This is a genomic window from Methylibium rhizosphaerae (genome assembly GCF_006386545.1).
In the GTDB taxonomy this organism is placed as follows: Bacteria; Pseudomonadota; Gammaproteobacteria; order Burkholderiales; family Burkholderiaceae_C; genus Pseudorivibacter; species Pseudorivibacter rhizosphaerae.
In genome coordinates, this window is record NZ_SWAR01000020.1 from 87,599 (window position 1) to 108,915 (window position 21,317).

Genomic DNA, 21,317 nt, shown 5'->3' on the forward strand with positions numbered 1-21,317 from the left:
GTTTGCCTTGATACGCAATATGCTCCGAAGCATATACACATCGACGTTGAACGGAGTACCTTTCGGGTATCTCCCGACCCGATTCCCTCCCCTGCGATGGACACCAATACCAGGCCGATCCGCTTCTATCACCACGACCGCGGCGAAGTCGTGAGCATCGACGGCGTGGCCCCCACGCGCACGGTGCTGAACTGGCTGCGCGAAGACGCGCACTGCACCGGCACCAAGGAAGGCTGCAACGAAGGCGACTGCGGCGCCTGCACCGTGATCGTGGCCGAGCTGGCCGACAGTGCCCGTTCGGTGGGCACCGCCTCGGCCGAGGCCACCATCGTGGGCGAGCTTTCGCTGCGCACGGTGAACGCCTGCATCCAGTTCCTGCCCACGCTCGACGGCAAAGCCCTGCTGACCGTCGAGGACCTGCAGCGCATCGGCGGCGGCTCGCTCCACCCGGCACAGCAGGCGCTGGTGGAATGCCACGGCTCGCAATGCGGCTTCTGCACGCCAGGCTTCGCGATGTCGCTGGCGGCCACCTACGAGCGCCACTGCGAAGCCGGCACGCGACCGACGCGCCAGCAGATCGCAGACGACCTGTCCGGCAACCTGTGCCGCTGCACCGGCTACCGGCCCATCATCGACGCCGGCCAGCGCATGTTCGACCTGCCGCTCGCGCGGCTGGATACGCGGCCCGTCGTCAAGGCGCTGCGCACGCTGCAGGGCACGGGCCTCGCCTACGAAGGGCCCGATGCCGACGGCAGCGCGCGGCGCAGCCGCTACTGGGCGCCGAAGACGCTGGCCGAGTTCGCTGCGCTGCGTGAACAGCGCCCGCAGGCGCGGCTGCTGGCCGGCTCCACCGACATCGGCCTGTGGGTCAACAAGATGTTCCGCGACGTGGGCGACCTGCTCTACATCGGCGACGTGGCCGAGTTGAAGCGCATCGCCAGGCACGGCGACATGCTGCGCATCGGCGCCGCCGCGCCGCTGGAAGATGCCTGGGCCGCGCTGGTGGCCGAGGTGCCTGCGCTGGCCGACATGTGGCTGCGTTTCGCCTCGCTGCCGGTGCGCAACGCCGGCACCATGGGCGGCAACATCGCCAACGGTTCGCCCATCGGCGACAGCGCGCCGGTGCTCATGAGCCTGGGCGCCCGCGTGGTGCTGCGCCGCGGCACGAGCCAGCGCAGCCTGCCGCTCGAAGGCTTCTACCTCGACTACATGAAAAACGCGCTGGAGGCCGGCGAGTTCGTCGAGGCGCTGGAGGTGCCGCTGCCGGCAGCCGGCACCGAGGTGCGCGGCTACAAGCTGTCGAAGCGTTTCGACTGCGACATCTCGGCGGTGGCCTGCGGCCTGGCCGTCACCCGCGATGCGAACGACGTGGTGACCGCCGCGCGTTTCGCCTTCGGCGGCATGGCAGCGGTCGTCAAGCGTGCCGCGGCCGCCGAGGCAGCGGTGCTCGGTCGCCCCTGGAACCAGGCATCCGTGCAGGCCGCGATGGCCGCACTCGCCGCCGACTACCGGCCGCTCAGTGACATGCGTGCCAGCGCCGGCTACCGGCTGCGCAGCGCGCAGAACCTGCTGCAGCGCTTCTGGCTCGAGACCCGGCGCGAAGCGCCGCTTTCCATCGACCAGACCAGCGTGTGGAGCGTGATGCAACACGTGACCCACCCGCGTGGCGCCTTCGGGAGCGCGCGATGAACAAACAAGTCGAAGCCTTTCTGCAGCAGCCCGACGAGCCCTGGGCCGACTACCAGCGCAACACGAAGGCGCGCATCGACACCGACGGCGAGGCGCTGCGCCACCGGCAGGGCCAGCGGGTGGGCATCAGCCGCCCGCACGAATCGGCCCACCTGCACGTGGCCGGCAGCGCGGCCTACATCGACGACCTGCCCGAGCTGGCCGGCACCCTGCATGCGGCGCTCGGCCTGTCGCCGGTGGCGCACGGCAGGCTCAAGGGCGTGGACGTCGAGAAGATCCGCGCCCTGCCCGGCGTGGTGGCGGTGCTCACCGCGGCCGACATTCCCGGCGTCAACGACTGCGGGCCGATCGTCCACGACGACCCCATCCTGGCAGACGGCGAGGTGCACTACCTGGGGCAGCCGGTGTTCGCCGTCATCGCCACCGACCGCGACCTCGCGCGCCGCGCCGCCGCGTCGGCCAAGCAGGTGATCAGCGTGGAGCCGCTGCCGGCCCTGCTGACGCCGCTGGCCGCGCACGAGGCGAAGCGCTATGTGCTGCCGCCCATGCACCTGCGGCGCGGTGACGCGAAAACCGCCATCGCCGGCGCGCCGCGCAGGCTCAAGGGCCGGCTGAGCGTGGGCGGGCAGGAACAGTTCTACCTCGAAGGCCAGATCTCCTATGCCGTCCCGACCGAGAACGACGGCCTGCGGGTGCACTGCTCGACCCAGCACCCGAGCGAAATGCAGCATGCGGTGGCCCATGCGCTGGGCCTGCATGCGCACCATGTGCACGTGGAATGCCGCCGCATGGGCGGCGGCTTCGGCGGCAAGGAATCCCAGTCGGCCCTGTTCGCCTGCGTGGCTGCAATGGCCGCCCGGAAGCTGCGGCGTCCGGTGAAGCTGCGGGTCGACCGCGACGACGACTTCCTGGTCACCGGCCGGCGCCACGGCTTCGAATACGAATACGAGGTCGGCTACGACGACGAAGGCCGCGTGCTGGGTGCCGAGATCGACATGGTGTCCAACGCCGGGTTCTCGGCCGACCTGTCGGGCCCGGTGATGACGCGCGCGCTGTGCCACTTCGACAACGCCTACTGGCTGCCCGACGTGGCCGTCCACGGCTACAGCGCCCGCACCAACACCCAGAGCAACACCGCCTTCCGCGGCTTCGGCGGCCCGCAGGGCGCCATCGCGGCCGAGGTGATCCTCGACTCCATCGCCCGCGCGCTCGGCAAGGACGCGCTGGAGGTGCGCCGCGCCAACTTCTACGGCGTGGGCGAGCGCAACGTCACGCCCTACGGCCAGACAGTGGAAGACAACGTCATCCACGCGCTGGTGGACCAGCTGGCCGCCCGCGGCGACTATGACGCGCGGCGCGCGCAGATCGCCGCCTTCAACGCGTCGAGCCCGGTGCTCAAGAGAGGCCTGGCGCTCACGCCGGTGAAGTTCGGCATCTCGTTCAACGTGGCCCACTTCAACCAGGCCGGCGCGCTGGTGCACATCTACAGCGACGGCTCCATCCTGGTGAACCACGGCGGCACCGAGATGGGCCAGGGCCTCAACACCAAGGTGGCGCAGGTGGTGGCCCACGAGCTGGGCGTGAGCTTCGACGCGGTGCGGGTGACCGCCACCGACACCACCAAGGTGGCCAACACCTCGGCCACCGCCGCCTCCACCGGCACCGACCTCAACGGCAAGGCCGCGCAGGACGCCGCCCGGCGCATCCGCGAGCGGTTGGCGGCCTTCGCGGCGCAGAAGTTCGGCGGCGATGCGAAGGACGTGCGCTTCGCCAACGACGTGGTGCAGGTGAACGGCAGCACCGTCGCCTTTGCGCAGTTCGCGCGGCTCGCCTACGAGGCGCGGGTGCAGCTGTGGTCCGACGGGTTCTATGCCACGCCGGGCCTGCACTGGGACCGCGAGAAGCTGCAGGGCCGCCCGTTCTACTACTTCGCCTACGGCGCGGCCCTCAGCGAAGTGGTGGTGGACACGCTGACCGGCGAATGGAAGCTGCTGCGCGCCGACGTGCTGCACGACGTGGGCCGCTCGCTCAACCCGGCGGTGGACATCGGGCAGATCGAGGGCGCGTTCATCCAGGGCATGGGCTGGCTCACGATGGAAGAGCTGGTGTGGCACCCCGTCAGCGGGCTGCTGATGACGCATGCGCCCAGCACCTACAAGATCCCCACCGCCAACGACTGCCCGCCGGTGTTCAACGTGCAGCTGTTCGAGAACGCGAACGTGGAGGACAGCATCCACCGCTCCAAGGCGGTGGGCGAGCCGCCGCTGCTGCTGCCGTTCTCGGTGTTCCTGGCGATCCGCGATGCGGTGTCGGCGCTGGGCGGACATCGGGTCGATCCGCCGCTGCGCGCACCTGCGACCTGCGAGGCGATCCTGGATGCGGTGGACGCGGTGCGGAGCGCGCAGCCGTGAGCTTCTCGCTGCATGCCACGGCCACGCGCTGGCTGCTCACGCGGCAGCGGGCCGTGGTCGTCGAGGTGAAGGAGGCGCTGGGTTCGGTGCCGCGCGAAGCGGGCACCCGCATGCTGGTGTCGCTCACGCAGACACACGGCACCGTGGGCGGCGGCCACCTGGAGCTGCTGGCGATCGAGACCGCTCGCACCCTGCTGTCGCAGCCCGAGGGCGGCCTGCAGCCGCTGGAACGCCACTACCCGCTCGGCCCCGCGCTCGGCCAATGCTGCGGCGGCGCCGTCACCCTGCGCTACTCGCGGCTCGATGAAGCGGCGCTGCGCGCCTGGCCGGCTGCGCAGCCGCGCTTCTTCCTGCAGCTCTACGGCGCCGGCCATGTCGGCCGCGCCATCGTCCGGCTGCTCGCCGGCATCGACTGCCGGGTGCAGTGGATCGACGAACGCGAAGACGAGTTCCCGGACGGCGACGACCTGCCCGCCCACATAGAGAAGGTGTGTGTCGAGCCGGTCGAGGCCGAGGTGCGCATCGCACCGCCGCTGGCCTGCTACCTCGTGCTCACCCACAACCACGACCTCGACCTGCGCATCACAGAGGCGATCCTGAAGCGCGCGGACTTCCGCTACCTCGGGCTCATCGGCTCGAAGACGAAGCGCGCCCGCTTCCGGCACCGCTACGAAGCGCGCGGCATTGCGCCCCAGGTGCTGGACCGCATGACCTGCCCGATCGGCGTGCCCGGCATCGAAGGAAAGGAGCCCGAGGTGATCGCGGTCTCGGTGGTGGCGCAGCTGCTGCAGCTCACGCCGCAGCCTGCTACTGCTGCGGCAACGTCGCCTGCAGCTCCTGCTTCATCCACTCGATGAACACCCGGGTGCGCAGCGGAAGGAGCCGCGCGCTCGGGTACACCAGGCTCACGTTGCGCGGCGGCTCCTCGAATTCCGCGAGCACCACGCGCAGCCGCTTCTCCCGCACGTAGGGCACCACCTGGTACGACTGGAAGCGGCTCAGGCCGAGCCCCGCCGCGCAGGCCTCCAGCCGCGGCGCCCCCAGGTTGCATTCGAGGTTGCCCTGCACCGGCACCGAAAAGGGCTTGCCGTTCTCGTCGACGAAGGTCCACTGCCGGCCTTCCACGCCGGTGATGCAGTTGAACTTCGACAGCTCGCGCGGATGCCGGGGCGTACCGTGCCGGCGCAGCCAGTCGGGGCTGGCCGCCACCACGCGGCCGATCCGGCCCACCGCCTGTGCCACCAGGCTCGAATCGGCCAGGTGGGCGATGCGCACGGCCAGGTCATGGCCTTCCTGCACGAGGTCGACCACGCGGTCGAGCAGCACCAGGTTCACACGCATCTTCGGATAGCGCTGCAGGAAGCGGGCCACCGCAGGCGCCACGTGCATGTGGCCGAAGAGCACCGGCGCCGTCACGCTGACGGTGCCGCTGGGCTCGGCCTCGTATGCGGCGCTGCTGGCCAGCAGCGAACGATCGGCCTCCTCCACGTCGGCCAGGATGCGGCGCACCCGCTCGAGGTACAGGCGCCCGTCTTCGGTGAGCGACAGCCGCCGCGTCGTGCGATGCAGCAGGCGCACGCCGAGCTGCGACTCCAGCGCGGCGAGCTGGCGCACCACGGCCGGCAGCGATGAATCGAGCGCGTCGGCTGCGGCGGTGAGGCTGCCGCGGTCGACGATGGCGACGAAGGTTTCCAGGGCCCTGAGCTTGTCCATCGGAGCCATCATTGCTCCGGCAACCGGAGTAGTCAAATGCAGACGGCCGGCTTTATTGCAGTGGCGCTCGAGCCAAGAATCCGGGCATTCCAACCCCAGCAGGAGACCTCCATGACCACCACGCCGCCCCGGCCCGAGCGCCCGATCAAGCTCTACCGCTTCGCCCTCTCGGGTCATTCGCACCGCGCCGAGCTCTTCCTCAACCTGCTGGGCCTGCCGTATGAAGGCATCGACGTGGACCTGCGTGCCAAGGCGCAGAAGCGGCCCGAGTTCCTGGCGCTCAATGCCTTCGGCCAGGTGCCGGTGATCGACGATGGCGGCACGGTGGTGGCCGACTCGAACGCCATCCTGACCTACCTGGCGCTGAAGTACGGCGCCTCCCACTGGCTGCCCCGCGAGCCGCTCGCCGCGGCGCAGGTGCAGCGCTGGCTCTCGGTGGCGGCCGGCCAGCTGGCCGCCACGGCCGCGCGGGCGCGGGTGATCCAGGTGTTCGGACTGCCGGCCGACTGCAGCACCGAAGTGGCAGGCGCCCAGGCCCTGTTCACGCTGGTCGAGCAGCACCTGTCGGACCACAACTTCATCGCGGGCGCCGAGCCCACCATTGCCGACGTGGCGCTGTACAGCTACACCGCCCATGCGCCCGAAGGCAACGTGTCGCTCGACCCCTACCCGGCCCTGCGGGCCTGGCTGGGCCGCATCGAGGCGCTGCCCGGGTTCGTGCCGATGCCGGTGTCGCACGTCGGCCTGCGGGCCGCGGCCTGACGAAGCGAGGAGCCATCGTGTCTGCCCTGCCCGGTTGGCCTCATCCGCACGTCGCGCCCTTCCATGCCGGCGAACGGGCCGCGCAGGCGAAGGTGGGCGTCGCGCAGCGCATGGCCGAGATCGGCCAGCGCGTGGTGCGCGGCGTGATGCCGCAGCAGCATCGCGAGTTCTTTCCGCTGCTGCCTTTCGTGGTGCTGGGCGCGGTGGACGCGCAAGGCCAGCCGTGGGCCACGCTGCTGGCCGGCAGCGGGCCGGGCTTCGTCACCTCGCCCGACGAGACCACGCTGCGCATCGATGCGCTGCCGCCGGCCGGCGATCCGCTGGTCGGCCTGCTCGACCCCGGGGCGCCGCTGGGCCTGCTGGGCATCGAGCTGCCCACCCGGCGGCGCAACCGGGCCAACGGCCGGGTGGGCCAGCGCGACGACACCGGCTTTTCGCTGGATGTGACGCAAAGCTTCGGCAACTGCCCCAAGTACATCCAGACGCGCGAACTGCTGCCGGGCCCCGCCGCCACGGCAGCCGGCGAGTCGCCTCGCCGGGCAGCCCGGCTCGACGCCGGCATGCAGGCGCTGGTGCGCACCGCCGACACCTTCTTCATCGCGACACACGCGGTGGGCGAAGGCGCCAACGGCGGCAGCGACGTGTCGCACCGGGGCGGGCGGCCCGGCTTCGTGCAGGTGCGCGGCGACGGCACCAGCCTCACCTGGCCGGACTTCATCGGCAACTCGTTCTTCAACACGCTCGGCAACCTGGTGGCCCAGCCGCGCGCCGGCCTCGTGGTGCCCGACTTCGCCAGCGGCAGCCTGCTGTACGTGGCCGGCCGTGCCGAGATCGTGTGGGAGGGCCCGCAGGTGGAGGCGTTTGCCGGCGCCCAGCGCCTGGTGCGGCTGCAGGTGGACCACGCACTGCTGCGGCCCTGCGCGCTGCCGTGGCGCTGGCGCCTGCTGGAACCGTCGCCGGCGCTCGAAGGCACCGGCCGCTGGTCGCCCTTATAGAAACATGCCGCCCGACGCCTCGATGCGCTGGGCATTCACCCAGCGGTTGTCCTCGCTCAGCACCGACGCGATCACCGGTCCGATGTCGTCGGGCAGGCCCACGCGGCCGAGCGCCGTCTGCGAGGCGATGAAGGCGTTGACCTCGGCGTTGTCGCGCACCGTGCCGCCGCCGAAGTCGGTCTCGATGGCACCCGGCGCGACGATGTTCGAGGTGATGCGCCGCGAGCCCAGCTCCTTCGCCTGGTAGCGCGTCAGCACCTCCATCGCGCCTTTCATCGCCGCATAGGCCGCGTAGCCCGGCAGCGCAAACCGCGCCAGCCCGCTCGAGATGTTGACGATGCGACCGCCGTCGTTGAGCAGCGGCAGCAGGGCCTGCGTCAGGAAGAACGGCCCCTTCAGGTGCACGTTCACCAGCTCGTCGAACTGGGCTTCGGTCGTGTCGGCGAACGCGGCATGCACGCCCACGCCGGCGTTGTTCACCAGGTGGTCGAAGCGCTCGCGCTGCCAGTGCTTGCGCAGGGCGTCGCGCACCGCTTCGGCAAAACCGGGGAACGACGCGCTGTCGCCCACGTCGAGCTGCAGTGCCACGGCGCGGGCGCCGAGCCTTTCGGCTTCGGCCACCACCGCGTCGGCTTCGTCGCGCCGGCTGCGCCAGGTGACGATCAGGTCGCCGCCGCGCGCCGCCACGGCCAGCGCGGCATTGCGGCCCAGCCCGCGGCTGCCGCCGGTGATGAGGGTGATCTTGCGGGGGTTGGAAGTCGGGGTGCTCATGACAAGGCTCCTTCTTGAGTGGCTGCCGGAGGTGGCATGAAGGGCAGTCTATTGAGCGAGCCTTCGCAGATAAATGCGCCACAAGCGACAAGACTGTTCAGCCGTGAACGACAATCTGCCCATGAATCCGCTCGACGCCATGCTCGCCTTTGCCCGGGTGGCTGAACTGGGCAGCTTCACCCAGGCGGCCGCCAGCCTCGGCCTGCCCAAGGCCAGCGTGTCGACCTCGGTGCAGCGGCTCGAGGCGCTGCTGGGCACCCGGCTGCTGCACCGGACCACCCGCCGGGTCGCACTCACCCAGGACGGCCGGGCCTTCTACGAGCGCTGCCGCGACCTGCTGGCCGACATGGACGAGCTGCAGACCATGTTCCGTCCTGCGCACGAGGCGCTGACCGGCCGGCTGCGGGTCGACATGCCGCTGGGCGCGGCCCGGCAGCTGGTGGTGCCCCGGCTGCCGGAATTCCTGGCGGCGCATCCGCAGGTCGAGGTGGAGCTGAGCAGCACCGACCGGCGGGTGGACCTGGTGCGCGAAGGTTTCGATTGCGTGCTGCGGGTGGGCCCGCTGTCGGACTCGACCCTGGTGGCCCGGCCGCTGGGGCATTGCCTGCAGAAGAACTTCGCGAGCCCCGGCTACCTTGCGCGCCACGGCACGCCGCGCACGCTGGCCGACCTCGCGCAGCACCGGCTGGTGCACTACGTGCCCATGCTGGGCGGCAGGTCGGCAGGCTTCGAGTATGTGGACACCGCCACCGGCGAAGCACGCTCGGTGGCGATGGCCGGCGCCCTGACCGTCAACAACTCCGAGGCCTACGAGGCCGCGTGCCTGGCCGGTGTGGGCCTCATCCAGGCGCCGGAGATGGGCCTGGCGCCGATGCTGGCGGCCGGGCGCCTGGTCGAGGTGCTGCCGGAGTTCCGCGCGCCGCCCATGGCCGTGTCGCTGCTGTATGCGAACCGCCGGCACCTGCCGAAGCGGGTGCAGGCGTTCATGGAGTGGGTGGCGCAGGTGATGCAGCCCGTCCTGGTGGACTGACGCGACGCAGGAAGGACCGCCTCGCTCACTCCTGCGGCATCACCGCATTCGGGTCCATGTAGACCAGTTCCCAGCCGTGGCCGTCGAGGTCTTCGAAGCTGTGGCTGTACATGAAGCCGAGGTCCTGCTTCGGGTTGGGGGTGCTGCCGCCGGCGGCCAGTGCCTTGGCCACCAGGTCATCGACCTGCTCCTTGCTTTCGCACGACAGGCACACCAGCACCTCGGTGCTCTTCGTCGCGTCGGCCACCGGCTTCTTGGTGAAGGTCTGGAAGAAGCTCTCCACCAGCAGCATCACGTAGATGTGGTTCTCGCTCACCACCATGCAGGCCGCCTGCTCGTTGGTGTACTGCGGGTTGAAGCTGTAGCCCAGCCTGGCGAAGAACGCCTTCGAGCGCTCGAGGTCCTTGACGGGGAGGTTCACGTAGATCTGCTGTGCCATGGCGGGCGACTCCTTGAGGGATGGTTTGTCGTGAAGGGTTGAACAGGAAGAACTGCGAGAGCGTGGTCGGCATGCGGCACCCCGCTCAGGGGCGCTCGGCCAGCGCCTTCAGGTTGGCGAGGCCGGCCTCGAAATCGCGGCCGATCATCTGGTCCATGTCGAAGAACACGCCCATCAGCTTGCTGATGAAGTTGGCCGGGCCGCGCAGGGCCCAGGTCACCTCGGTGGCGGTCTCGCCGCGCGGCACCAGCGTGAACTCGACGATGTTGTGCGCTTCGAAGGGCTCGTACATGTCGAGCTTCATCTCGACGCGGTGGGGCATGCGGGAATCGGTGATCTCGATGCTGCCGGTGCCCACCTCCTTGTTGCCGGCGAAGTCGTAGCCCGCGCCCGGGCCGCGCGCATTGCCGCGGTAGCTGCGGCGCATGTTCGGGTCCTTGCGCTCGTAGGGGTTCCAGGTGTTGAAACTGCGCAGGTCGTTGATCAGCGGGTGGATCTTCTCGGCGCTGGCCGCGATGGTGGCCGAGCGCTGCACCGCAAAGGTGTCGGGCTTGCTGGCGGCGATCATCAGCAGCGCCGAGACGGCGGCTACGGCCACGACGGCCACGAGGGTGAGGGTCTTCATGCGGTGCTCCTGGGTCGAAGGGTTGTTCATTGCGGCGCCTTGCGCCCACGAACCCACGACGAACGGAGCGCGCCGGCTTCGACAAACCAGCGCTTAGGTGAAAACCCTAGGGCCTGTTAACGCTATTTGGAGCCTCCCGTTTCCTGGGATCACCCGCAGGGCTTGGGTCCCTGGGGGCGCATGCCGTCGTTGCCGCCTCGTTGTGTGCAGGGAGCACACCGCCTCGGCGGCGCCTAGGCCTGCGCCCCCAGGGATCCAAGGCCCTAGTGCGATCAGGCGGCTGCAGCGGTGACGGCCGCAGGCGCCGTCGATTCCTCGTAGCAAGGCGCCAGCGAACGAACCTCGACCGTGCACCATTCCGCCGCCGGGCAGCGCGCCGCGATGGCCAGCGCCTCCTCGCGGGTCTTGCAGTCGACGAGGAAGAAGCCGCCGACCATTTCCTTGGCCTCGGCGAACGGCCCGTCGACGACGCGGGTCTTGCCGTTGCGCACTTCCACTCGCGCCGCCTCGTCGTGCGAGCGCAGCGATTCGACCGCCAGCAGCTGGCCGCGGGCCTTCAGCTCGTCGCCGAAGCGCACCATGCGCTCGTAGCAGTCACGCCCTTCGGCCGGGGTGCGCGTCTGGCGCTGGCCGGTGGGCTCCACCATCAACAGCATGTAGGTCATGGTGCCTCCAAGTAGCGGGAAGCTGGCGATTTGAGCACGGCTGCATGTCGTGTGTGCCGGCCGCCCCCGAAGGAGGGACGGCAAGAGAGCGCACCGGCTTCTCGTCGGGCAACGGCGTCCCTAGAATCCCTGGGTCATCAGCAAGGAGAACGGGAATGGACGCTTTTGCCAAGCAGCCGCAGTACCAGGAATCCAAGATCGAGGACGAGCCCATCCTCGGGCCCGTGCTGATGCTGCCCGACGGGCGCATCCAGCCGCTCACGTGGTTCGAACGCCTGCTGGTGAGGCTGCACCTCACCGATGCCAGGCACCTCGAGATGCGCTACCTGAAGGCGGCCGCCTCCTGAGCCGCGCCAGCACCTCCACCGAAGAGCCGCTGCAGGCCACCCTCGCGTGGCTCGGGCAGCATGCGAAACGCGCCACCCTCGAAGGCCTGGCGCGTTTTGCCATCCCCTCGGACAAGGCCTTCGGCGTGTCGGTGGCCGACCTGCGCCAGCTGGCCAGGCAGATCGGCCCGAACCACGATCTCGCCGCGGCACTGTGGGACACCGACCGCTACGAAGCCCGGTTGCTGGCCACCTTCATCGACGAGCCGGCGCGTGTGAGCGCCACCCAGATGGACCGCTGGTGCAAGGACTTCGACAGCTGGGCGCTGTGCGACACCGCCTGCTTCGCCCTGTTCGACCGCACCGCCCATGCGTGGAGCAAGGTGGCGCCATGGGCCGCGCGCCAGCCTGAATTCGAGAAACGTGCCGGTTTCGCGCTGCTGTGGGCCCTGGCGGTGCACGACAAGGCCTGCGCCGATGGCCCGTTCCTGCAGGGGCTGCAACTCATCGAAGCCTCGGCCGAAGACGAGCGCAACTTCGTCAGGAAGGCGGTGAACATGGCGCTGCGGGCCATCGGCAAACGCAACCCGGCGCTCCATGCCGCTGCCACCGAAGTGGCGCACAGGCTGGCTGCATCGCAGGACCGGACCGCGCGCTGGGTCGGGAAGGACGCGCTGCGTGAACTCACCAGTGCCAGGGTGACCGAGCGGGTGGCGACACCTCGCCGGCGCCCGCGCGCCGCTCCAGCACCCTGAGCCGGCGCTCCAGGTCGTCCAGCCCGGTCGCGCCGGCCAGAAATTTCTCTTCCTCGCTGCGCACCATCCACCGCCAGGCGGCTGCGACGCGCTGCCGCAAACCCTTGTGCAGCGGAAGGTGCGCCGCACGAGGTGCCGATATCGAGCGTCCGAGAGGCAGGGTGTCCATGCCGTCCACGATAGGAGCAGGGCGGCGGTGCGCACAGGCACAGGCGGCGGGTCTGGTGCAGGTGCTGTATCAGCCGCAGCAGGTGCACAGCTGCCGGAACGGCCGCCCTACTGCCACAGCCGGTAGGCCCAGAACGCCTCGTCCTCGGCGATGCGCCGGCGCAGGTCCTCGGGCGAGAAGCCGGTGATGCGCCGGGTGGCGCGCACCAGGTGCGACTGGTCTGCGTAGCCGCTCTGGGCGGCCACGTCGGCCCAGCTGAGGCGGCCGTCGCCTTCGGCTGCCAGCGCCTCGAAAAACGCCCGCTCGGCACGCCCGACCCCCAGCAGCTCCCGCATCGGCTGCCCGGCCCACTGCTTGATGCGCCGCTCCACCTGCCGCAGGCTGCGGCCCGAGGCCGACAGGGCTGCACGCTGCGCCAGGCCGCGGGCCCAGTCGAGATATCGGTGCCCGTCGAGCGCGAGCCGGGGGCGCTCTGCCTGCCACAGCGGGTCGATGAAGTCCTGCATCAGCTGCACCCGGGCATCGTCGTCGCGCACCGCCAGGACGGCTTCGCACAGGCCCACCCAAGGCGCCGGCAGCACGTCGCGCACGTCCACCAGCCGGTCGAGGTGTGCCTCGGGGTCCACGCCGGTGAGCTGGCGCACGGCATCGGGCAGCAGCATCAGCATCATCCCGTGCACCGGCCCCGGGTTCCAGGATGCGCTCGGGCGGGTGAACGGCCCGCCGAAGGCGATGCGCATGGGCAGCGCACGGCGGGTGCTGCCCGGCGTGACCGCCGAGCCGCTGTCATCGAGCATTTCGCTGCAGCCTTCAAACCACCAGCTGATGCTGCACAGCGGCGACGCCGGAAAGTGATTGAAGCGCTGCGCGTCGTCGAGGTTCACCCCCAACGTGTTGCGGCTCAGCACCGCCCGCACGCAGGACGCCAGCGACAGGCGCGGATGCCACAGGCGGTTCACCGCGAGTGAGACGGGGGCGGCGGACGGCGGCATGGGCGACATGGGCGGCAGTGTAGACAGGCCGCGATGTCGGAATCGTTCAAGAACGGCGCCGCGCGGCAGCGCAACATGCGGCTTCATGAACACCACGACCGACGACCGACCCGCCTCGACCACCCCGCCGCAAACGCCGCCCGGCCCGAGCCGCCGCTGGTGGGGCCTGCCCCTGCTGCGCGCCATGCGACGCGACTACCTCGGCTTCACCAGCGGCCTGCAGCGCCAGTACGGCGACGTGACCTTCATGCGGCTGGGCAACGAGCGCGCCATCGACCTGTTCGACCCGGAGCTGGTGCGCCGCCTGCTGGTGGACCATGCGCCGCATCTGGTGCGCTGGGAACGCGGCATGGACATCTTCGAGCAGGTGTTCGGCCAGAGCGTGCTGGTCACCGAAGGTGCGGTGTGGCAGCGGCAGCGGCGCATGCTGCAGCCGGCGTTTTCGCCGCGCCGCGTGGCCGGCTACGCCGCGCTGATGCTCGACGCGGCACGCTCGGCGCTCGACGCCGCGGTGCCGGCCGGCGAGCAGGAGGCCCTCGTGTCGATGGACACGCTGTTCTCGCAACTGGCGATGGACGTGATTCTGCGCACCCTGTTCAGCACGCGCGCCGACGGCGACGTGAACGCCGCCGCCGAGGCCACCCAGACGCTGTCGGCCACCGCGATGCGCGAGATGTTCTGGCCGGTGACGCTGCCCGACTGGCTGCCGCTGCCCGGCAAGGCGGCCAAGCGGCGCGCCCTGCACAGCCTGCGCGAACTGGTCGGCCGGCACATCCGCGCACGCCGCGCCGCTGGCGCCGAAGGCCCGCGGGACGACCTGCTCGCCATGCTGCTGGGCCTGCGCGACGAGGCCACCGGTGAGGCGCTCTCGCAGGCCGAGGTGTTCGACCAGTGCATGGTCAGCTTCCAGGCCGGCCATGAAACCAGCGCCACCGCGCTGCTGTGGTGGAGCCGGCTGCTGGCTGAACATCCGCAGGCTGCGGCACGCGCGCAGGCCGAGGTCGATGCCGTGCTCGGCCAGCGCGCCCCCGGCCCGGACGACCTGTCCTCGCTGCCCTGGCTCACCGCCACGCTCAAGGAAGCGATGCGGCTGTACCCGCCGATCGCGGCGCTGATGACACGCCGCACCACGCAGGACATCGAGCTCGGCGGCTGGTCCATCCGGCGGGGCACCATGCTGCGCATTACGCCGTGGGTGCTGCAGCGCGATCCACGCGTGTACGACCGGCCGGGCGACTTCGTGCCCGAACGCTTCCTGCCCGATGCCGTGCCGGCGCTGCCCCGCGGCGCCTGGATGCCCTTCGGCACCGGCCCGCGGGTGTGCATCGGCCAGCACTTCGCCATGCTCGAGATGACGCTGGTGGCCGCCCTGCTGCTGCAGCGCTACAGCCTCGTGCTGCCGGCGGGAAGTCCGCCGCCGAAGCCGGTGCTCAACGTGACGCTGCGGCCGCAGGGCGGCGTGCACCTGCGGCTGGTGCGCCGAGGCGCCGCAGCAGCGGCTCGATCGCGCTGACGAGCGGCGCGGGCGACACCTCGCGCCCCTCCTCGCCAGGCCAGCAAGCTTCGAATTCGGCGAGTTCCAGCCCCACCACCTCGCGTTCGGCCAGCGCGGCGCAGGCGGCGCGCAGGTCGTCGAACGACAGGCCGCCGCCGACCTGGAATTCGGTGGGCAGCAGGCCGGCATCGAGCACGTCGCAGTCGAGGTGCACGTACACCGGCCGCGTGCCCACCGCCTGCGCCAGCCGGCCGGGCAGGCCCGGGCCGGGCGCCACATGCCGCAGCGCCCCCGCATCGATGAGCGCCTGCTCGGCCGGATCGATGTCGCGCGAGCCCACCAGCACCACGCTGGCGAGCGGCATGCCGGCGCCCAGGCCGCTGTCCCAGGCACCGCTCGCGCCGGTGAGCACGAGGCCGCCGAGGTAGCCGGTGGCGGAGGTGTCGGGCGTGTTGGCATCGGCATGCGCATCGAACCACACCACGCAGGCATCGGGGCGCCCGCGCGCCACCTGGGGCAGCGTTGCAAGGCTGCTGGCGCAACGGTTCAGCACCGTCAGCACCGGCTTGCCAGCCTCGAGCTGCGTGCCCAGATGTGCCGCCAGCACCTGCAGCACCGGCCGCGCCGCGTCGAGCTCCTCCCGCCAAGCCAGCCCGAGCGGCGGCAGCGGCGTGCCGATGCGTGCCGGCGCGATGCCCAGGCGATCGGCCAGCGCTGCACCGAGCAGGCGGGCACCCGCCATCGCACGCGGGTTGCGGTCGGCGGTGCGGCCTTCGAAGACGGTGAGCGAGAGGTCCGGCATCGGCGCATTGTGGCGCCGCCCGGTCGCCTGACAGCTCGGCGCCGCCGGACAGGCGCAGTCGTTGCCGGGTCGTCGGGTTCATTGCTTCAGCCCGGCATCAGCCCGCAAGGCGACGCGTTTGAACAGCTCCGGATAGTCGATCACGAAACCGTCTCCATCGACCGGCAACAAGGCCTTGAAGCCGGTTCCGTCCAGGCTTTCGAAAAGGTACAGACGATCCTCCAGCCGGGTATAGGCCTGGGCCTTCGCTTCGACCGTGAGATCGGGGGCAGACATCCATGCCATCCGAAACTCCCGACGCTCCCCGATCCGGAGGTGGCTTCTCCAGATGGGAAAGCTGTTTGTCAGAGGCGTGGGCCAGATGTCAATGTCGACGCAGCCATCGAGAGGGTCCAGGTGCTCACCAGCCCTGCCCAGCCAGCGGCCGGCGTCATCGATGCTCAGCGACAACGACCGGGCTTGCGATCCCTTGCGCGCGCTCAGCTCGGCTCGGCGAAGCACGCAGGCCGGCTCGTCCCAGTGCAACCGGTAGGTCAGGCGGAACGGAACGCCGTCTTCATCGACGGCAACGAGGGAGCTGTCAGCCGCTCCCGCCGCGACAAGCACGTGCTCCAGGCCGATTCCGGGGAAGTTGGAGTTCCACGTGGGCACCCAGCAGAGGTTTCGAGGGGCATGGTGTCGCATGGCAGAAATGACGGTCGTTGATGCGGGATGAAGTGCGTGTCCCCCTCGCCGGTGCGATCGACGACAGTGGCTCCACCACTTCACACCGCGCGCCAGCCCTCCATCAAGCGGTTCGACGGCAGCGTCTCGTCCGGCAACTTGCGTACCGTCTCGATTCTCGATGCCCGCCACCGGCGGGCCCTTCGGGTGCTTCGGTGAGTCGCCCAGCAAGACCCTGCGCGGCGGCCGGATCGGCCCGCTGAAGCCCCGGGGGTCTTTCCGGCGTCAGGTCACCGGCGCCGGGTTGAACAGCACCAGCGCGTTGTGCAGCTTCCAATGCTCGGCCCAGGTCTTCCTGCGGCCGCTGGCCACGTCCAGCATCAGGCGGAAGAGTTCCCAGCCAACGTCCTCGATGCTCGCCTGCCCGTCGGCAATGCGCCCGGCGTTCACGTCCATCAGGTCATGCCAGCGGCGCGCCAGGTCGCTGCGGGTGGCCACCTTGATGACGGGCACGGCCGCCAGGCCGTAAGGGGTGCCGCGGCCCGTGGTGAACACGTGCAGGTTCATGCCGGCCGCGAGCTGCAGCGTGCCGCAGATGAAGTCGCTCGCCGGCGTGGCCGCATACACGAGCCCCCTCTCGATGCCGCGGTCGCGCAGCTTCTCTCCCGGCGACAGCACGCCCGAGATCGGCGCGCTGCCGCTCTTCACGATGGAACCCATGGCCTTCTCGACGATGTTCGACAGGCCGCCCTTCTTGTTGCCCGGCGTGGTGTTGGCGCTGCGGTCGACCCGGCCCTTGTCGAGGTAGGCGTCGTACCAGGCCATCTCGCGGATCATCGCGTCGGCCACTTCCGGGCTGGTGGCGCGCGAGGTGAGCTGGTCGATGCCGTCGCGCACCTCGGTCACCTCGCTGAACATCACGGTGGCGCCGGCGCGCACCAGCAGATCGGTGCAGAAGCCAACCGCGGGATTGGCCGTCACGCCGCTGAAGGCGTCGCTGCCGCCGCACTGCACGCCCACCACCAGTTCGCTCGCCGGCACGGTTTCGCGCCGCCTGGCATTGAGCCGCTCGAGGTGCTCTTCGGCCGTGCTCATGATCGAGTCGATCATCGACATGAAGCCGACGTGCGCATCGTCCTGCAGGCACACCACGTCGAGCCCGGCGGCCTCGGTGGCGCCGACGTCGGCGACGTTGCGCTCGTCCACGATGGCAAACGAGCCCGGCGGCAGCAGGCGCTCCGGCTGCAGCTTCTCGCAGCCCAGGCTCACCACCATCACCTCGTTGCCGAAGTTCGGGTTCATCGAGATGTTGCGCAGGGTGCGGATCGGCACGATGGCATCGGGCGCGTCGATGGCCACGCCGCAGCCGTAGGTGTGCTCCAGCCCGACCACGTCATCCACGTGGGGGAAACGGGGCAGCAGCTCTTCCTTGATGCGCCTGACCGCGAACTCCACGACGCCCGACACGCACTGCACCGTGGTCGTGATGGCCAGGATGTTGCGCGTGCCCACCGAGCCATCGGCGTTGCGGTAGCCCTCGAAGGTGTAGCCCTCCAGCGGCGGCAGCGAGGGCGGCTTCACATTGGCGATGGGCAGGCCGTCGAGCGAGCGGGCCGCGGGCATCTCGAGCAGGCGCTCGTGTACCCAGCTGCCCTTCGGGATGTCGCGTGCCGCACGGCCGATGACCACGTTGTAGCGCCGCACCGCCTCGCCGGCCGCGATGTCGACGAGCGCCACCTTGTGCCCTTGCGGCACCTTGTCCACCAGCACCAGGCCCGACGGGAACCTCGTGCCCGCCGGCAGGCCGCCGTCGTTGGCCACGATGGCCACGTTGTCGGCCTCGTGCATGGTGATGTGGAGCGGATCACGCAGGTCAGGGTCGGCCATGACTGTTCCGTAGGTTGGGTGAGGCTGACAACGTTGTCATTCTCGAATCAAATGAAGTAGCGTTCCTGGACTCATCCGGTTTGCCAAGCCGGATGATAACGTTATCATCGTCGCCAGCAGGAGGCGCCCTTCCCGCTGTCGGACAATCCGCAGCCCTGCCCGCCTGCCGCACCGCCAGCCATGCCACCCGCGAACCGCACCAAGTCGATCACGCTGCACGACGTCGCCAAGGCGGCCGGCGTGTCGCTCATCACGGCGTCGCGGGCGCTGGCCAACCCGGAGGTGGTGTCCAAGGCCACCATCGAGCGGGTGCGCCAGGCCGTCGAAGACACCGGCTACATCCCGAACTTCCTGGCGGGCGGCCTCAAGTCCCGGCGCAGCATGGCGGTGGCCGCGTTGGTGCCGGTGATCTCGGTGCCGCAGTTCCTGCCCACGGTGCAGGCGCTCACCGAAGAACTCGACCGTGCGGGCTACCAGCTCATCCTCGGCCAGACGGGCTACGACCACGCCCGCGAGGCGGCCCTGATCGACACCATGGTCGGCCGGCGGGTCGACGGCATCGTGGTCGCCGGCCTGCTGCACACCGCCACCCAGACCGACCGGCTGCGCAAGCTCGGCATCCCGGTGGTCGAGACCTGGGACCTCTGCGACCGGCCGGTGGACATGGTGGTGGGCTTTTCGCACCTGAAGGTGGGCGCCGCGGTGGCGGGCTACTTCATGGGCAAGGGTTTCAGGCGGGTGGCTATTGCCACGGCAAACGACCAGCGCGCCGTCGTCCGGCGTGAAGGCTTCCTGTCGGTGGTGGGCCACGACGTGCCCACTGCGGTCGTGCCCGCGCCCAGCAACCTCGCGCTCGGCCGCCGCGCCTGCGCCGAGCTGCTGGCGAAGGACCCGGAGGTCGATGCGATCTTCTGCAGCTCCGACGGGCTGGCGCAGGGCGTGCTCACCGAAGCCCGCGCCCGCGGGTTGCGGGTGCCGCAGGACCTGGCGGTGTGCGGCTTCGGCGACGCCGACTTCGCCGCCCACCTGGAGCCCGCGCTCACCACGGTGCAGGTGGACGGCGCCCTGATCGGCCGGCGTTCGGCCGAGCTCATCGTGCAGCGCTGCCGCGGCGAAACCACCGGCGAGCGGGTGCTCGACGTCGGCTTTCACATCGTCGAGCGGGCGTCCACCGCCGGCTGAGGCTTCCTGCACGGCGCGTTGTTGCCAGCCGTGCACAACAAGGGCATCCCCCGCTACGGGGATGTGAGGCGGCCCCCGACAGTGCCGATACTTCGCACCTTGCCGACACCGCTCCGTCTTTTCGCCGCCATGACCACCGTACGCGCGCCACGCCACATCGCACCCCCTGGGATGCTGGCATCCCTGCTGCTGCTCGCCGCCGGCCTGCTCGGCGCTGGGCCTGCCGATGCGCAGAGCGCAAGCTGCGAACAGTTCAAGGAGACGCTCGCCGCGCGCATCCGCGTGCCCGGCTTCACGCTGGAATCGGTGCCGGCCTCCACGAAGACGCCGGCGGGCGCCAAGGTGGTGGGCACCTGCGAGGGTGGGGCCTACAAGGTTCTGCTGCGCAGGGGCGCTGCGGCCGAGGAGGCGTCCGCCAGCGCCCCCGATGAAGTCGCGGCCGCCACAGCCACACCGCCGCCCAGGCCGACGCCGGCGGCAACGCCCACACCGGCGCCCTCCCCGACCGCGATGCCCACGCCGGCAGCCACGCCCGCACCGACGGCCACGCCGGCTCCAGCGGCGACCCCGCCGCCGGAGCCCCCCGCGGCCGTGGCCCAGACGGTCGCCGACGGCATGTCGTGGACGGATCTCGTCCTCGAATTCCTGGCTCGCTACTGGCCCTGGGTGCTGACCCTTGCCGGCCTGCCCCTGCTCATCTGGCTGGCCGCATGGATCACGCATCGCCGCTACTACGACGAGGCCGGCCTGCCGCGCGGGCCGCGGCTTAACTAGGGCCTGTTAACGCTATGTGGAGCCTCACGTGACCCAGGAAACGGGCGCCATCTGTACTGCCCTGCTGACGGTGTTGGCACTCCTGCTCGCGTCGCCCGCACCGGCGCAGGACGGCCCCGTGCGCCAGTGGCTCAAGGAACGCCGGCAGCAGCGCCAGCAGCCACCGCCCGCCGGCCCGCTCGCACCGGGCGACCACCGTTTCACGCTGCAGCATGACGGCCTTGCGCGCGCCTACCGCGTGCACGTGCCGGCCAGCTACCTCGCCCAGCGGCCGGCTGCGCTGCTGGTGGCCCTGCACGGCGGCGGCGGCAACATGGATTTCCAGGCCGACGACTCGAAGTACGGCCTGCTCTCCAAGTCCGAACGCGAAGGCTTCGTGGTCGTGTTCCCCAACGGCTACAGCAAGCTCGCCAGCGGCAAGTTCGCCACCTGGAATGCCGGCCGCTGCTGCGGCGCGGCGCGCGACGCGAAGGTCGATGACGTGGGGTTCATCCGCGAAGTGGTGGCGCGGGTGAGCACACAGCTCGACATCGACCCGCAACGCGTCTATGCCACCGGCATGTCCAACGGCGGTCTGATGGCGTACCGGCTGGCCTGCGAAGCGTCCGACGTCTTCAGCGCCATCGCGCCCGTGGCCGGTACCGACAACACAGTGAGCTGCACGCCGGCGCGGCCGGTGTCGGTGCTGCACATCCATGCGAAGAACGACTCGCACGTGCTGTTCGAAGGCGGCGCAGGGCCCGACTCGGTGGCCAGGCACCTCGTGACCGACTTCACCTCGGTGCCGGACAGCGTGGCGAAATGGGCCGCGCTCAACGGCTGTGCCGCGACGCCACCGAAGCGGGTGCTGGAGAAACCGGGCGCCTATTGCGAGGAACACGCGCCTTGCCGCGGCGGCGCCCGGGTGCAGTCGTGCGTCACCGAGTCCGGCGGCCACTCATGGCCAGGAGGCACCAAGGCACGAGCGGCCGAGTCGCCTTCGACGGCGATCTCAGCCAACGACGTGATGTGGGAGTTCTTCAGCCGCAGGTGAAGACGACCGCGCCTGTTCACCCCTGCGCCACCTCGTGCGCCGCCATCAGCTCCAGCGCCTTCACCAGCGCCGAGTGATCCAGCTGCCCCCAGCCCTGCGCCGCGCACGCCTGCATCAGCTGCGCCGCCCCCGCCGTCTG

21 protein-coding genes and 1 pseudogene are annotated in these 21,317 nt (G+C 70.4%); 12 read left to right on the forward strand and 10 right to left on the reverse strand.

Features of this window, described 5'->3' with window-relative positions:
• Positions 1 to 96 precede the first annotated feature (96 nt).
• The 3 genes from xdhA to xdhC are packed head-to-tail and all read left to right on the forward strand — an operon-like array spanning position 97 to position 4,957.
• Positions 97 to 1,689: a xanthine dehydrogenase small subunit gene (gene xdhA / locus E8D38_RS15465; protein WP_140632560.1), complete on the forward strand. Its 1,593-nt coding sequence runs from the start codon at positions 97 to 99 to the stop codon at positions 1,687 to 1,689.
• Positions 1,686 to 4,100 (forward strand): xanthine dehydrogenase molybdopterin binding subunit, encoded by a 2,415-nt coding sequence (gene xdhB / locus E8D38_RS15470; RefSeq protein ID WP_140632563.1) that lies wholly within the window; start codon positions 1,686 to 1,688, stop codon positions 4,098 to 4,100. The genes xdhA and xdhB overlap by 4 nt, the downstream gene beginning before the upstream one ends.
• A complete protein-coding gene (xdhC, locus tag E8D38_RS15475) occupies positions 4,097 to 4,957 on the forward strand; it encodes a xanthine dehydrogenase accessory protein XdhC (RefSeq protein WP_246099515.1) in 861 nt (286 codons plus the stop codon). The genes xdhB and xdhC overlap by 4 nt, the downstream gene beginning before the upstream one ends.
• Here xdhC and E8D38_RS15480 read toward each other — a convergent pair.
• Positions 4,908 to 5,813 (reverse strand): LysR substrate-binding domain-containing protein, encoded by a 906-nt coding sequence (locus tag E8D38_RS15480; protein ID WP_140632566.1) that lies wholly within the window; start codon positions 5,811 to 5,813, stop codon positions 4,908 to 4,910. The two genes, xdhC and E8D38_RS15480, sit on opposite strands and share 50 nt — an antisense overlap.
• Before the next feature lie 111 nt (positions 5,814 to 5,924).
• Between E8D38_RS15480 and E8D38_RS15485 the strand changes: the two genes are divergently transcribed.
• On the forward strand, positions 5,925 to 6,575 hold the full coding sequence (locus E8D38_RS15485; RefSeq protein ID WP_140632569.1) for a glutathione S-transferase family protein: 651 nt from the start codon (positions 5,925 to 5,927) through the stop codon (positions 6,573 to 6,575).
• Positions 6,576 to 6,592: 17 nt separating this feature from the next.
• Positions 6,593 to 7,570 carry a pyridoxamine 5'-phosphate oxidase family protein gene (locus tag E8D38_RS15490; protein WP_246099516.1) on the forward strand — a complete coding sequence of 326 codons (978 nt, stop codon included), beginning with the start codon at positions 6,593 to 6,595 and terminating at the stop codon, positions 7,568 to 7,570.
• On the opposite strand, the gene E8D38_RS15495 is transcribed toward E8D38_RS15490, so the two are convergent.
• Positions 7,565 to 8,341, reverse strand: a complete 777-nt coding sequence (locus E8D38_RS15495) for an SDR family NAD(P)-dependent oxidoreductase (RefSeq protein ID WP_140632572.1) — start codon at positions 8,339 to 8,341, stop codon at positions 7,565 to 7,567. The two genes, E8D38_RS15490 and E8D38_RS15495, sit on opposite strands and share 6 nt — an antisense overlap.
• 121 nt (positions 8,342 to 8,462) lie before the next feature.
• On the opposite strand from E8D38_RS15495, the gene E8D38_RS15500 reads away from it, so the two are divergent.
• Complete coding sequence (locus E8D38_RS15500) at positions 8,463 to 9,371, forward strand: LysR family transcriptional regulator (RefSeq protein WP_140632575.1); 909 nt, start codon at positions 8,463 to 8,465, stop codon at positions 9,369 to 9,371.
• A gap of 25 nt (positions 9,372 to 9,396) precedes the next feature.
• On the opposite strand, the gene E8D38_RS15505 is transcribed toward E8D38_RS15500, so the two are convergent.
• The 3 genes from E8D38_RS15505 to E8D38_RS15515 form a co-directional block, all read right to left on the reverse strand.
• Entirely contained in the window at positions 9,397 to 9,810 is a 414-nt protein-coding gene (locus E8D38_RS15505) for a VOC family protein (protein WP_140632578.1), read from the reverse strand.
• 85 nt (positions 9,811 to 9,895) lie between these two features.
• Positions 9,896 to 10,435 carry an SRPBCC family protein gene (locus tag E8D38_RS15510; protein ID WP_140632624.1) on the reverse strand — a complete coding sequence of 180 codons (540 nt, stop codon included), beginning with the start codon at positions 10,433 to 10,435 and terminating at the stop codon, positions 9,896 to 9,898.
• Between the two features lie 272 nt (positions 10,436 to 10,707).
• Positions 10,708 to 11,100 (reverse strand): YciI family protein, encoded by a 393-nt coding sequence (locus E8D38_RS15515; protein WP_140632581.1) that lies wholly within the window; start codon positions 11,098 to 11,100, stop codon positions 10,708 to 10,710.
• 155 nt (positions 11,101 to 11,255) lie between these two features.
• Between E8D38_RS15515 and E8D38_RS15520 the strand changes: the two genes are divergently transcribed.
• Together E8D38_RS15520 and E8D38_RS15525 are read left to right on the forward strand one after the other, a co-directional pair.
• Positions 11,256 to 11,447 carry a hypothetical protein gene (locus E8D38_RS15520; protein WP_140632584.1) on the forward strand — a complete coding sequence of 64 codons (192 nt, stop codon included), beginning with the start codon at positions 11,256 to 11,258 and terminating at the stop codon, positions 11,445 to 11,447.
• Positions 11,363 to 12,181 carry a DNA alkylation repair protein gene (locus E8D38_RS15525; RefSeq protein WP_219851759.1) on the forward strand — a complete coding sequence of 273 codons (819 nt, stop codon included), beginning with the start codon at positions 11,363 to 11,365 and terminating at the stop codon, positions 12,179 to 12,181. The genes E8D38_RS15520 and E8D38_RS15525 overlap by 85 nt, the downstream gene beginning before the upstream one ends.
• A 276-nt stretch (positions 12,182 to 12,457) precedes the next feature.
• On the opposite strand, the gene E8D38_RS15530 is transcribed toward E8D38_RS15525, so the two are convergent.
• On the reverse strand, positions 12,458 to 13,342 hold the full coding sequence (locus E8D38_RS15530; protein ID WP_246099517.1) for a helix-turn-helix domain-containing protein: 885 nt from the start codon (positions 13,340 to 13,342) through the stop codon (positions 12,458 to 12,460).
• Positions 13,343 to 13,427: 85 nt separating this feature from the next.
• On the opposite strand from E8D38_RS15530, the gene E8D38_RS15535 reads away from it, so the two are divergent.
• On the forward strand, positions 13,428 to 14,855 hold the full coding sequence (locus E8D38_RS15535) for a cytochrome P450 (RefSeq protein WP_140632591.1): 1,428 nt from the start codon (positions 13,428 to 13,430) through the stop codon (positions 14,853 to 14,855).
• On the opposite strand, the gene E8D38_RS15540 is transcribed toward E8D38_RS15535, so the two are convergent.
• From E8D38_RS15540 to garD, 3 genes are all read right to left on the reverse strand, one after another.
• Complete coding sequence (locus E8D38_RS15540; RefSeq protein ID WP_140632594.1) at positions 14,773 to 15,639, reverse strand: arginase family protein; 867 nt, start codon at positions 15,637 to 15,639, stop codon at positions 14,773 to 14,775. The two genes, E8D38_RS15535 and E8D38_RS15540, sit on opposite strands and share 83 nt — an antisense overlap.
• A 78-nt stretch (positions 15,640 to 15,717) precedes the next feature.
• A complete protein-coding gene (locus E8D38_RS15545; protein WP_181179161.1) occupies positions 15,718 to 16,290 on the reverse strand; it encodes a putative glycolipid-binding domain-containing protein in 573 nt (190 codons plus the stop codon).
• A 297-nt stretch (positions 16,291 to 16,587) separates the two neighbouring features.
• Positions 16,588 to 18,189, reverse strand: coding sequence for a galactarate dehydratase (gene garD, locus E8D38_RS15550; RefSeq protein ID WP_140632600.1), 1,602 nt, complete (start codon positions 18,187 to 18,189; stop codon positions 16,588 to 16,590).
• Between the two features lie 180 nt (positions 18,190 to 18,369).
• Between garD and E8D38_RS15555 the strand changes: the two genes are divergently transcribed.
• From E8D38_RS15555 to E8D38_RS15565, 3 genes are all read left to right on the forward strand, one after another.
• Entirely contained in the window at positions 18,370 to 19,371 is a 1,002-nt protein-coding gene (locus E8D38_RS15555) for a LacI family DNA-binding transcriptional regulator (RefSeq protein ID WP_140632603.1), read from the forward strand.
• A 171-nt stretch (positions 19,372 to 19,542) separates the two neighbouring features.
• Entirely contained in the window at positions 19,543 to 20,145 is a 603-nt protein-coding gene (locus tag E8D38_RS15560; protein ID WP_181179163.1) for a DUF1161 domain-containing protein, read from the forward strand.
• Between the two features lie 28 nt (positions 20,146 to 20,173).
• On the forward strand, positions 20,174 to 21,178 hold the full coding sequence (locus E8D38_RS15565; RefSeq protein ID WP_140632609.1) for an extracellular catalytic domain type 1 short-chain-length polyhydroxyalkanoate depolymerase: 1,005 nt from the start codon (positions 20,174 to 20,176) through the stop codon (positions 21,176 to 21,178).
• 16 nt (positions 21,179 to 21,194) lie between these two features.
• Here E8D38_RS15565 and E8D38_RS28995 read toward each other — a convergent pair.
• Positions 21,195 to 21,317: pseudogene (locus E8D38_RS28995) on the reverse strand (2-hydroxy-3-oxopropionate reductase); the annotation flags it as partial.